This is a genomic window from Cellvibrio sp. KY-GH-1, from assembly GCF_008806975.1.
Classification (GTDB): Bacteria; Pseudomonadota; Gammaproteobacteria; order Pseudomonadales; family Cellvibrionaceae; genus Cellvibrio.
Genome location: NZ_CP031728.1, coordinates 4,891,087 through 4,905,071, shown reverse-complemented (window position 1 = coordinate 4,905,071; position 13,985 = coordinate 4,891,087). Strand labels below are relative to the sequence as shown.

Here is a 13,985-nt window from a genome sequence, read left to right as displayed (position 1 = left end):
AGGTCCTGATCCAGCGAGCGCTTAACGGCAACGGGACGCTCGCCCTGTAAACCTACTTTCGCATTAACCTCACTCCATATATCCCGCCTGCAATGGAACCGCGAGTTGCCACAAATTTTACACGCAGTTTGCCGTGGGATTTTCTTACCAGCTGCGCAGGAATTGCGTAGGATTCGGTGAAAAATTCTTCTGCTTTACCCGTTGATTTTATTTCTGCAATCAACTCATCATTGAGATAAATAGCAAAGCTCCGGCCTGAATCCACACCGGCGTAGGTGATGTGCAAAAATTTTGCTTCCTGGTTTTTATCGGTTAATTCGTAGCTAAACCAGGCGCGGGTATGGCGCCAATGACGGCCGTTGTATAACCCGGTTTCACTTTGCTCGCCTTTATAAAAATGATCCGATTCCGGTTGTTGTTCACCGGGCGCTACCTGATCGATGGTATTGGCCTGTAATTGCAAACGTGTGTTTTCGTCTGCCGCTGCTTTAGCGCGCGCTTTTTCCACTTCAGCAGCGGTGGTGTAAGGCCAGTAAATGGTGTAGCGGGATTCATGCAAACGAAAAAATGGAATCAGTTCCACATGCGCCATTTGCACGCCGTTAATTAAGCCCGATGCATCGAATGTCAGCGGCTTGCCGACAACAGGTTTTAATTTTTGGATAAACTCCTGCGTATTACCCAACAAAAAAGGTGCAGCTTCCATCGGGCACATTTTCCCCTGCGCGATATGCCCCATGCGCGAATCATCGGAAAAATAATTCAATGACTCATTCGCAAAGGGCTGGGTTTTGGCTGCCAGAACTATCGGGCCGTGCAACACTGCATAATAGTTCGCACCGCCGGGCATTTGCTCCAATCGGGTCTGCATGGGCAAATTAAACTCCACAGTGTCACCTTTTTTCCAACGACGCTCCAGCGTGATATAGGCGCTCGAATCCTGTTGCAGGTCTTGCAACACTCCATTGATGCGGACTTTCAGAGCACCCGCTTTTACCCAGGAGGGGTAGCGCAGGTTTAAGGTGAAATGCGCAGATTTTTCAATCTGGATATGCACAGCCTCCTCATCAGGAAATTGTGTGCGCTGCGTAAGGGCGATGCCCTTTTTTTTCCACTCCATAGTAGATGGGATAAACAAGTTTACATAGACAGCGGGCACTTTATTGCTGGCATCGCGCGCGTAAATAAATTCCGCGTACTTGGATTGACTCTCCAAACCGGAACCGACACAACACCACATACCTTTATCCACTTGCGAATACACCCGGTAGTGATTGGGGCGCATAGGGGTGAAATAGACAAAGCCGCCAGTGGTCGGATTTTGTGACGATAAAATATGGTTGTAGAGTGCGCGCTCGTAGTAATCCGTGTATTGCGTTTGGTTTTTTTGGTTAGCGGCGGCGGACAAATACAACAATTCCGTTAGCTTCAGCATATTGTAGGTATTACAAGTTTCCGGCCCTTCCACTTCATTCACCATGGAGGAGAAATCTTGCTGGTCGTGAAAGTGCTCTTTTACGCTATTACCACCTATGGCGACCGAGCGTTTATCCACGACTGTCCGCCAAAAAAATTCAGCCGCCCTATTCCACTCGGGGTTTTTAGTCGCATCGGCATAGCGTTTAAAGCCAATAACTTTGGGAATCTGGGTGTTGGCATGCAGACCAGTTAATTGATCATGCTGCTTTTCAAGCGGTTGCAAAATCGCTTGATGTGAAAATGCCTCCGCCAACTGCAGGTATTTTTTATCACCTGTGATTTGCGCCACATCGACAAATATTTCATTCATCCCACCATGCTCGGTGCGCAACATTGCGTGCATTTGCTCGGGCGATAGATTTTTGGTTAATGTCATCGTCCAATCCGACAATTTAACCAGCATTATTTTTGCGTCTTTGCTGCCTGCATAAAGATAGGCATCGCGCAAACCAGCGTAGATCTTATGCAGGTTATACCAGGGGACCCAGCGTTCGTTAGTGGAGAAGTTATCCGCGCGAATATTGCCCGCTGCAATTTCATCCCACATTTTTTTGCTGTCAGGAATTCCACCAATATAACCCGTCGCTAATTTGTCCTGGCATTTTTTTAATTCGGCAATGACATACTGCAATCGTTTTAATACGGCTTTGTCGCGCGTGGACGCATAGGTTAGCGCAAGCGCTGACACATAGTGGCCGCCCATATGGCCATCCAACCCGGTAGATTCCCAGTTGCCGTAGGTTTCCTTAAAGGGCAACCCTGCTTCGCGGCGAAACGGAGCCAATAATTTGTCAGCATCCAATGCCATTAAATATTCTTTGTTGGTTGTTTGTGCGTGTAAAAACGGACCATCCAATAACTGCACTTCGCGCAGTGGCACCAGTTCCAATGCGAACACTGGTGTGATTGCAAGACTGAACCCCATGGCCAATACGCGAAGTGAGTTAACGATTTTCATAAGGACCCCTAAAAAATTCTACTGCCGTGTTATTGCGCCTGTAAGCTAAACATTTGGTTTGTCGCATTGGCCAGGCATTGCCATTGATTTACGTTGGCCCCGTCCGCGGTTGAATTCCCGGCGACATCCAAACACTTTTCGCTATTGCGATTGATAATGCGATAGCGCCCCGAGCCTGCGGATTGAAAGCGGAACATTTGGTTGTGCGTGTTAGTGCTATTCCACAACATCAGGTTGGCGCCATCCGCCGTTGAATAGGAATCCACATCAAACGCCAAGCCAGAAGCACTCACCGGAGAAATGCGATGCCATACGTCATCCACGCGAGTAATTATAAATTTCTGACAATTGTTATTAATCCAACTCCATTGGCGTAAATTGGTGCCTGCCGCCACACCACAATTTTCTACATCCAACGATTTTCCCGAGTGTGCAGGCGTAATGCGATAAGTACCGTTGACGCGCGCATTGCTATCGGACTTCACAGAAAAATTGCGACTCAATACTGGCCAACCACCAGAAAATGTCATTTGCAAAAGATCCAGCCGTGCAGGCCAACCCGTTGATGTAGTGCCGTCGTAATAATGGATGGATGCGAGATGCTGGCCATTGTTATAGAAATAACCAAAGTGGCCTGGGCCGATGTAATTGCCATCAGAAATCAAAATTGCACTGCCGCCATAATTCCACAGGCTTTTGCCATTTTTATCCAGAAATGGCCCGGTTGGACTTGTAGAGCGACCAGTCACTATGTAGTAATTACTTTGGTTGCCCAGGCAACATTCCCCCAGGTTCACAAACATATAGTAATAACCGTTGATATATTTTACCTGTGCTGCTTCATACTCATGCCATGCATAATTATTTCCTACTACCGGATAGCGCGTGCTGTTCATCAGCTTGCCGGTAGATGGATTTATTTGGCGAACAAAAATTCCTGCGTAATGTGAGCCGTACACCATCCATACATTATTTTGCGCATCGCGATAAAGGCCAGCATCAATAGTGTTTACCGGCTGCCCGCTAAGCGTGCCTTCATCCGCCGTGGAAACCACCATACCCAAATCTTGCCAGCTGGGATTATTCAATGAGCTGCTCACCATTACGCCGATGGCTGAACGCATTCCGGATGTGGAAGAAAATGCGGAGTAATACAAATAGAATTTCCCATTCATTTCAATCACATCGGGCGCCCAGAAATTACCATCGAAACCGGGAACCTTGTTGCTAATCCATGAGGGATAGGTATTTGCCGGAATTGGCGACGGGCCGCGCTTCCAGTTAATTAAATCAGTGGAGTAAAGCGCATTGATGGGAAAATTGCTCGCGCCGCCTCCGGTACCAAAGGTCCAATAGGTGTTGCCATCTTTAATGATGGTCGACGGATCGTGAATATCGGTAGTGCCCGACAAACTGATTGCGAGCGCATTGGCCGCGCTAAAAAATGTTATGAGTAGCGCAAAAAATGTCTTACAGAAATGAACTATCGGATACATAAGAAAGCCCTTCATTATTAATTATCGTATTGGGACAATGTGAGCTAAATCGTGGAAACTTACATACTGCATCCCGGCCAAGAAATAAATCCGGAACCACCCAGGTAATTCCGGATTTCTGTACTGCTGTTACTTAGAAATTGAAGCGCGCACCCAACGCAATAGTGCGACTGTAAAGCGCTGAACCGAAATTACCGGTGGTGGAATTATCACCATAGTAACTTTGATAAATTTCTTCGGTCAGGTTGGTACCATCCAGAGTCAACGAAATGTTGTCGGTGACATCATAGGTGATTTGCAGATCCAAACTTGACTCAGGCTTTCTCCAGACCTCCAAAGGGTTGGCAAACAGCGCTGCTTCATAGTTGTTCAGGAATTTACTACGCCATGCATAAGACAGGCGCGCGCCGATATTTTCTTTTTCATAGGCCAACACCACACTGTAGGACTCATCAGATACCCCAAACAGCGACGTATTTTTTGAGCCAGTGATATTGCCGGCGCTGTCAGTTATTGGCGTAGTTTGCTCAGACTCAAGGCTGGTATAACTCGCCTGAATACCGAAACCATCGAGATACCAAGGCAGATTTTGCGGGAACCAAACTGCACCAACTTCAGCGCCTTTCAATTGACCATTTGACGCGTTGAAAGGCTGGGCCAGAACATAGGTACCCATAGATCCATCCGGTTTTGGCGCCTGTACCTGACGACGGAAATCAATCACAAAGCCTTCGATATCACGTTGAAACAGCGTTCCATAGAGCGAGCTGCCCTCAGCGAAATACCACTCCAATGACAAATCATAGTTTTGCGATTCAGTCGGTTTCAAATCCGGATTGCCGCCACCCGCAGTGCCATAACCAATGTTGGTTACATCTTCGTTATAAATAATATTGGAGTTGAGTTGCGCAAAATTAGGGCGACGCAGAGTTTCGGTGTATGCGAAACGCGAAATTAAATCGTCAGTCCAGTGATAACGCACCATCACGCTTGGCAATACTTTTGAAGTATCCGAGGATGCTTCGCTCACGCGTGCAAATTCCATATCGGTTTCGGAACCGGTATAGCGGAAGCCAACCTCACCATCAATCGTGCGGCCAGCCAATTCAGATTCAAACTTGCCCGTAACATAGGCCGAGGTGGTCAGCTCATCGATATTGAAGCTTTCTACCAATGCTTGTTTGCTCAAACCATAAATACGTCTGAATTCTTCTGCATTGGAACGAATATAGTAGCCATTGGCCGCGGCCCAGGTGCTTGGCACATTAGACTCGCCGTCAAAGAAGCCGCTGTTGATATACGCAAGCCCGTCCATATCTTCAATGGCGATGCTGTTGTTGTAACCGTTTTGGTTAACAAAGGCTTCTGCTGCGGTGCGCTGGTCAATACGCACGCCAAAATCAAAGGATTTGAAAATGCCAAGGTCGGTAGACAAGGTTGCATCAGTAGTGAATGTGGTAGCGTCGCCATCATTGTTATTGGCATTGTCGTACAGTTGCGCGGTATTCCAGGCAACAGTATCAGTGAGATCACTTTCATTCACATCAGCAGTGGCCGGGTTATCCTGGAAACCGAACGCTGGCAAACCGCCGCCTGAGTTGAAATCTACATCGATTTGATAACCGACTTTATCAAAACGCATCGCGAAGAAATCAGATTTGTAACGACTATCTTGATAAACCAGTTCCGATTTCACTTCCAGATTCTCACCTATATCCCAGCTGCCGCCCAAGGCATAAACATAGCTGTCAGTTTGGCCGGTAGTCAGGTCACCGCTGGTAAACATATAAGGGAAAAGTACACTGCGCGATTTAACGATGTTAGTGCCTTCGTGCAGTTTAATATTGGCTGCGCTTGCATTGCTGGCATACTCGCCCCACCAGTCAGCGAAGGAGAATAACAATGAGTTGAAGGACTCGTTGCGATAACCGTTGTAAAAAGCTTCAAATAAATATTCTGATGAATCGTTAGGTGCATACTGGAATGAAACATTCGCCGCCGTGCGCTCGCGCTCACCGGTGAAATCGCTGGCAAAAATTGCATCGCGACCGAGGATATATTCCATCGGCTTGCCATTTACATTTAACGTAGAGCCAGGCGCATCTGGCAAACCATCCAATAAACCGGGTGTCCAGATTGGATTTTCCGCTACGCCGCCCTTATCCAAAAAAATACGCTCGTAGTTGGTAAATGGTGCCACCGGGTTATTGGTTGCAAAGGGAACCATCGCACCGGCAGTAACACTTTGATCGCGATAATTGGTGCGCGCGTAAGACAGGTTAACCAAAGCACCGAATTCGCCCGCGTCAGTTTCCCACCGATTGCTCGCCAAGCCGCTGATGTTTGGATCAGTTTTATCGGCCTGCTCCTGATTAATCGCACGTGCAGCAACTACAAATTTTTGGCCTTCAAAATCGAATGGGCGTTGGGTTTTAATATCGACAGAGCCGGCAATACCATTTTCGATTTGCGAAGCAGAACGAGTTTTATAAACATCGACTTGTTTGATCAAGCTTGCAGGAACATCTTGCAGAGCTACCGACAAACCCGACGCGGTAAAAATATTGCGCCCATTCACGGTGGTGTTGATGTCAGTTAAACCGCGAATCGAAATACCAGAGGTTTCGCCTGAGCCGCGATTGGTTACTTGCACACCGGTAACACGCTGCAGCGCTTCAATGACGTTGTTATCGGGAAACTTACCAATATCTTCAGCCACAATCGCGTCCACGATTTGGGTCTTTTCACGCTTTACATCCAATGCTTCTTGTAAGGATCCGCGAATACCGGTTACGACTACCTCTTCAACCTGATCCTCTTTCGCCGCTTGCTGAGCCAAGGCTGGCAATACCGCGCCAAATGCGGCAACCATAGCTACCGCCATACTGAGTGTTTTTTTCTGGAACATGTGTACCTCCCGTGTGCGATGACACCTTGTGGCTGGCCGCAGGCGCCTATCGTTATTATCAATTTCGTGCGTTTTATTTGTCTTATTAAATAACCGGTTACGAAGGGGTAACACCCTTACCGGCGCAGCTCCAAATGCTCAACGGAAGACTTATTTTATATCCAATTGAGCATATTGTAAGACAATAAGATCCTAGACGGATTGACGCTCAACGTCAACTGATAAACAACAGCTCATATATAAAAATATAAACTCGTGGCGATGACCGGCCTGATTGGCGTTTCCGGCGATTTCCGGGAAATAAAAAAGCCGCTACAGAAGACTGTAGCGGCTGAAAAATTGGTGTTAACAAACAGCGTTACACCATCCAACGACAAAGGGAAAACTCCTGACAAAACATGCGGCTCTGACCACAAAACCAGGACCGCAGAGGTTAAATACTTGGGGGGATTCAACACTCTATTTGTAATATAATATATTAATAATTTTTGCTGTCCAGCTTTTTTGCAACTTTTCTCTGCCGGCGCTTTTTATTTCACATCCCTTCTCCCAAAAAAAGCCCTGCAATGAGTGCAGGGCTTTGGGGACGACAACGCAAAACCATTAAAAGGAGTAGCGCACACCCACGGCGTAGGTCTTGGAGTAAATCGCGTTGCCGAAGTTAAACAGGTTTTGGTTGCCCTCACCGTAATAGCTTTGGTAAACATCGTCCAATAAGTTGGTCGCGTCGAAGGTAACCATTAAATTATCAGTAACATCGTAGCTCACTTGTAAATCCAAACTCTGTTCCGGACGACTCCAGAATTGAATCGGGTTGGCGAAAATGGCGGCCTCGTTGCCCGTGTAAAATTTCTCACGCCATACATACGACAGACGCGCATCCACCGTCTCGCGGTCATAGGCCAACACTATGCTGTAGGAAGAGTCAGATACACCTGACATTTTCGAATCCACATAACCGCTGATCTCGCCGTCCAAACTGTATTCCGGGGTTTTTTGCTCGGAATCCAGGGCGGTAAAGCTCGCCTGTACCCCCAAGCCATCCAGCGCTTGCGGCAAATTATCCGGGAAGTACACCAAACCAATTTCCAAACCGGACAACTCACCATCAGCCGCGTTAACCGCTGTCGTTAAAACGTAATCGCGAGTCACGCCGTCATTACCCGTGCGATTAATAGTTTTCTTTCCGCCGATAACCAAACCATCGATTTCACGTTTAAAGAGCGCGCCGTACAAAGATGCGCCTTCGGCGAAATACCATTCGAGCGACAAATCGTAGTTAGTGGATTCCGTTGGTTTCAAATCCGGGTTACCGCCACTACCGGTTCCGTATGGAATAGAGGTGAGTGGGTCCTGGAAATATTGCAGTGGATTCAAGTCGCCGAAGTTGGGCATACGCAGGGTTTGCGTGTATGCAAAACGGCCCACCAGGTCATCAGTAATATTCCAATTCAACACCAGACTTGGCAGCAGCTTATCGGCTTTACTGTTGCCGGTATTGCTGTTGTATATGTCTGTGTTGGTGCCGGTTTCCGCCCAGAATTGCATATCCTGTTCGTAATTAACGTAGCGCACCCCCAACTCGCCGCTCAGGTTATCGGTTAACGTAAAATTGCCCGTCGCGTAGAGCGCTGACGATGCCTCATCAACATCAAATACTTTCACCAGTTCTTCGCGTTCAATGTCGTAAACGCTGCGCACTGCATCGGCATTCGCCATCATGTATTTGCCATCAGCCGTAATAAAACTGTCGAAGATTGTTGCGCGGCCATCAAAATAATTATCAACTTTATACACCAGACCCGAGCCATCGCCTTCGGCTCCCGCTGCTGCCAGGGCCGACATCAGCTGAGTTAATGTTCTGCCGCCGGTATTCCAGGAATCCTGACCACGGCCATAGTTAAGCGCGCCGCGCTCTTCCACGCGCGCGCCCACTTTAACTTTTTGCAAATAGTTGCCATCCAATTCCCAATCGACATCGGTCGTAAAACTGAGCGAGTCACCGGAGTTGGAGCCACCGTTATCCCACATTCCGGAGGCCTTCCAGTTTTCCACTGCTGCCATATCAGATTCATCCACCGCGCTGGTGGCGGGGTTATCCATGAATACCACCGAAGGCACGCCATCACGATCGTTGTAATCGACATCCAACCCATAGGCAACGCGCTCGAAACGCATCGCAAAAAAATTGCTGGTGAATTTGCTGTCCTGATAAACCAACTCGGAATTCACAGTGACATTGTCACTCGGGGTCCACTTGGCACCCAGCGCATACAAATAGCTGTCAGTTTTTCCGGTCGAGTAATCGCCACTTTGGAAACCACCGTTGCTATAGCCCTGATGTTCTTTAACAACATTGGTACCCTCGTAAACCATGGGAATATCGATGTTGCCATTTTGATGTTCCAATGTGTTGGTAAACCACATAGCGTTTTGCGCTTCATTGCGGTAACCGGTATAGAAACCTTCAGCGGTTAATTCCAAATCTTCGTTGGGCGCCCATTGCAGTGAAACACTTGCCGCCGGGCGCTCACGTAAACCGGTGAAAGAAGTTCCAAATACCGCATCGCGCATCAGTAGATATTCGTAGTCAGCACCGCCAATATTCAGTGTTGAGCCTGCAGCAGAAGGCAGGCCTTGCTCCAGGCCCGCTTGCCACACCGGGGTGTTGTTATGCGAGTTGGGAATCATTTGGTAGGGCGCGTAATCCGCATGTGGCTCTGCACCAAAATACGGAAAGACCGCACCGGCCGTCATAGTGTCATCGCGATAATTGGTTTCCGCGTAGGAGATATTGAACAACGCCCCCCAATCGCCGCCGCCTTCAAATTCTCCGCGCGTACTAAACAATGCACTCAGGTTGGGATCAATTTCTTCGGGCTGATCTGCGTAAATTCCGCGGCCGGCCAACACAATTTTGGTATCGCTAAAATCAAATGGTCGATGGGTTTTTACATCGATCGAACCGGCGATACCGCGCTCTACTTGTGCGGCTGAACGGGTTTTATAAACCACCACATTAGAGAGCAAACTGGCAGGAATATCCTGCAAGGCTACTGAGCGACCCGCGCCAGTAAATACGTCGCGACCATTGACTGTGGTGTGCACGTCCGTCAAACCGCGAATCGAAATGCCGGATACTTCACCAGTACCGCGCCCGGTAGTTTGTACACCAGTCACGCGTTGCAGCGCTTCGACGACGTTGTTATCCGGAAACTTACCAATATCTTCTGCAACAATTGAATCGACAATTTGCGTGTTTTCGCGCTTGATATCCAAGGCTTTGGTCAAACTACCGCGAATCCCCTGCACAATAACTTCTTCAACTTGCTCGCTTTGTTGCGGCTGTTGGGCACTCGCAATCTGCGCCATAAATGCCGCGAACACCGCCGTGGCTAATGCAGTTTTCTTATACATTTTTAAACTCCAAATTTTTATAAATTTGAGTTAATCCTGTATTGATTAACTCAATTTCAAAGATAGGGTTAGAAGGGGCCAAAGCCCCTCACGCTGCTTGATTAGTTAGCAGGTACGCCTTCTTTAAACAGTGAGTTAATTTTTTCCGCGCTAATGGTGCCGGTGAATACTTTCAATTCATCGATTGCGCCGTTGTAAGGCGTATCCCAATAGTTAACGCCCAGCGCAAACTCATTGGTATCACCCGCGACTGTCATCACGCGCCGGAAATCGGCCGCTTCCAACTGCAGGGCACCATTCACAAAGAGTTTGATCGTATTGTTATTTTCACCATCGACCATAATCACTAGATGAGTCCACTGACCGGCGGGAATGCGATTTGCTAATTCCGCGGTATCGTAAAATGAAGGACCATTTGCCCACACGCGCGTTTTCGCAGTGCCCGCCATGGAGGGAACCAGGCTCAACCAGTAATTAGCGTTAGCACCACCAAAGAAGGCGGTTGTGTAATCGGTAAATGCCGTTGGTTTTAACCAGAGTGAAATGGTGTAGCTGTTGGTAGTAATTAAATTATCGGGCAAACGAATACCGGATTTACCATCCAGATTTACCGCCATACCTTTCACACCCTGAACGTAGCTGACAGCACCGCCAGTGTTGTGAATGAAATTACCGGTAACCTTACCTTCTGCGGCAACATCGTTGAGCGACGCCAAACCATTTTCAAAACTGTATTCCGCCGGCGCCAACGACTTAATGGTTACCTGGAAATCTTTGGTATCGGTGAAACCTTGATAAGTAATGTGCGCGGTCAAGGTAACGGTTTTATCACCTTCATCAGCAGTGGGCTGATTCACTACCGCAACACCGTTCGTCGGCTTCAAATATTTCTCATTGCTGGAAGTCCAGCGAATACCGGAAACAAAAGGACCGACGCGAATCAAATCAAAATTTTCGCGCACGGCTGACATATCGCCCAATTCCAGCGCATTTTTTACAAAGCTGGCAAACTTGGTGGGATCCGTCAGGTTATTGATAGCAGCACCATTGATATCCAGATTGCTCAGGGCGTAGTCGTACACAATTAATTCATCAATTTGGCCAACGAAGGGCGAATCCCATCCGAAGTTAACACCCAACGCATACTGGCCACCATTTTTGAAAATATCATCGCGCGGCATCGAGCCAGTTAATACACCGTTGATGTACAAACTCATCGTGGTATTCGAGTAAGTAATTGCCACGTGCTCCCACTGATTTAAAGGAGCAGTTGCCGAGTGAACCACTTGATTCCAGTTGCCGAGATAATTACTCCAGATCAAGGTATTCGGCGTAAACCAGGCGCTGCCGGGAATAAAGCTGTACCAGTGATCAACATCGGTTGCCGCAAAAAACGCAGGTGTGTGAGTCGTGAGCGATTCTGGTTTCATCCAGAAAGACACAGTGTACTCGCTGGATTTAATCAGGTTATCCGGCAGGCGCACACCATTAGCACCATTGAAATCGTAAGCCTGCCCTGCTTTGCCCGGGGCAAATGTTGCCGGCGTTGCATCAACATTGAACAAGTTATTGTCAGTAGTTTTTGCCGCGGCAAAATTGGCGAGCGAATCCGTCAATGCATTTTCAAAATTGTAATGAGCAACCGCATTTTTAAATGCAGGGCGCGCTTTAATTTTGATCGTGAATGATTTGCTCGTGGTTTGGCCATTGAGCGAAAGGTTCGCCGTCAGGGTTACCGTTTGGTCGCCCAGATCCGGAGTAGGAATAAATACATTGCCGTCGGAATCGATAAAGTAATCATTACTGCTCACCCAATTAATAACGGTGCCGCTCTTACCTAACCTGGGCAGTGAGTAGCCTTCATCTGCAATCGTTAATTCGGTTTTGATATTCAGCGCTGCTGCTACGGCACTCAAGGCAGTAGAGGTTCCCTCGATAGTGTCCGTGCGCATTGCAAATACGGAAGAGCCATCGCGTGACATGGCGGTGAAGACAGGTACCAGCGCTTTTTGGCCATTATCCCATTGCCACTTCACTACACCGAAATAGGTACCAGAATCCAATACCAGTTTGATGGAATCATCGCCTTGCGACATCCAGCTGCCTTTTTCACTGCCGGTGACAGTGCGGTCTGCATGCAACGTGATGTAGGAAGATTTAATCGCCGTTTTATTGATGCCTTTGCCTTGATTCACAAACTTGTAGTGCCCGGCTACCTGATCCGGATCCATCAGGTTATTGCCTGTGAGCGGAACATAACGCTCCGGCGATACCACCAGCCAACCTTCTTTGTTGACGAACATTTCATGGGTGCGCACCGCATGAGCTTCGGCATTGCCAGGGTAGGCAGTCGCCGATGCAGGAAAGCGCGTGTGAGTTACCAGCAAATGGCGGCCACTAGCGGCGTCGTAATAGGCTGAGTTGTGACCCGGTGATTGATAACCCCAGGAAGGGCCAGCTTCGCCTAAGGCTTGGGTAAACTCGAATCCGCCCAGTAACTTACCGCCCAATTCCAGAGTACCTGAAATTTTGGAGATATCGTTCCCAGCCGGGTCCAGGTAGGGGCCTTTAGGGGTTTTGGAGCGGGCAATACGTATGTTATAGCCATCGTTCGCCGCAAAACCCGCTACCGAATAAAACAAATAATAGTAATCGGCCACCGGGCTGTAGGTTACAAACGCCCCTTCAATCGCGCGGAAATCTCCACCGACCAAGCGAGTCCCATAACCCTGACCTGCCACAGGTTTGCCCGTGCTCTCATCCAGATCGAGGATAAAAATACCGCCCGAGTAGGAGCCGTAAACCATCCACAATTTGTTGTCTTTATCGTAGAAGGCGGCCGGGTCAATCACATTGGGATCAACCGCGCCGTTCCAGCTGGTTTGACCATTATCCAGGGGATAAGAAGTGAATTCGCCCGCATTGCGATAGCCGCTGCGCAGGAACACTCCCTTGTTGACGTAAGGGCCTTGCACTGAATCCGCTTCAGCCAGACCGAGGTAGGAACGGTTCCAGCAGCCGCCATTGTCCGCTTCTACCTGAGCGCAGTGGTTGTAGTAGAACCAATACTTGCCATTAGGCGCTTTGACAACATCTGCCGCCCAATTGCCTTTAAAACCATCGCTCCAGGCAATACCCTCCGCGGCTTGGGTTGAATAGGTGTTAAACAGCGGGCTTTCATCCACCGCGCCATTGTTGGAGAGCACAGAAATGTATTCCCAGTTAATCAAATCGGTTGACTTGGCGGCGGCCAAATGGGAGCCAAAGATGTAATAGCTATTGCCGTCTTTCACTAGAGATGGATCGTGAACGCCAATATCCGCCCAGGCAACAGTGCCGTCACTGTTCAGCGGCGTGGTAGAAGACATTGAGGGTTTGCTGTAGGTCGGCGCCACTGAGGCCGGTACCGTATCGTAGGATTTATTTCCACCACTGCCGCCACCGCAGCCGCCCAATAGCAGCAAACTGCCCATGACTAGTGTCAGGCTTGAAAGCTTCATGTACATACCTTCTCTCGTGTTGTTATTACTTATTTATAGTCTCCCTGCGGATGCTCCCGAGGGCATATCGCGAAGGAAAAGTAATTATCGTAGATTAATTTTTTGTCATACAATATTACTATCAATAGATATTGTCATACAAATGAATAGGTGTAAAGCGGGAATACGGCACGAACCATAGAATAAAAAAACCCGCTAAATGCGGGTTTTTATGCCAGAGTCAGGTG

5 protein-coding genes are annotated in these 13,985 nt (G+C 48.3%); all 5 read right to left on the bottom strand.

Annotated elements, in window-relative coordinates; genetic code table 11:
• Nucleotides 1-52: 52 nt before the first annotated feature.
• A complete protein-coding gene (locus D0C16_RS20650; RefSeq protein ID WP_151034087.1) occupies nucleotides 53-2,437 on the bottom strand; it encodes a glycoside hydrolase family 127 protein in 2,385 nt (794 codons plus the stop codon).
• A gap of 29 nt (nucleotides 2,438-2,466) precedes the next feature.
• On the bottom strand, nucleotides 2,467-3,933 hold the full coding sequence (locus D0C16_RS20645; RefSeq protein ID WP_191968575.1) for a family 43 glycosylhydrolase: 1,467 nt from the start codon (nucleotides 3,931-3,933) through the stop codon (nucleotides 2,467-2,469).
• A gap of 133 nt (nucleotides 3,934-4,066) precedes the next feature.
• On the bottom strand, nucleotides 4,067-6,841 hold the full coding sequence (locus D0C16_RS20640) for a TonB-dependent receptor (protein ID WP_151034085.1): 2,775 nt from the start codon (nucleotides 6,839-6,841) through the stop codon (nucleotides 4,067-4,069).
• Between the two features lie 603 nt (nucleotides 6,842-7,444).
• Complete coding sequence (locus D0C16_RS20635; protein WP_151034084.1) at nucleotides 7,445-10,258, bottom strand: TonB-dependent receptor; 2,814 nt, start codon at nucleotides 10,256-10,258, stop codon at nucleotides 7,445-7,447.
• A gap of 101 nt (nucleotides 10,259-10,359) precedes the next feature.
• Nucleotides 10,360-13,758 carry a LamG-like jellyroll fold domain-containing protein gene (locus D0C16_RS20630; RefSeq protein WP_151034083.1) on the bottom strand — a complete coding sequence of 1,133 codons (3,399 nt, stop codon included), beginning with the start codon at nucleotides 13,756-13,758 and terminating at the stop codon, nucleotides 10,360-10,362.
• Nucleotides 13,759-13,985 lie beyond the last annotated feature (227 nt).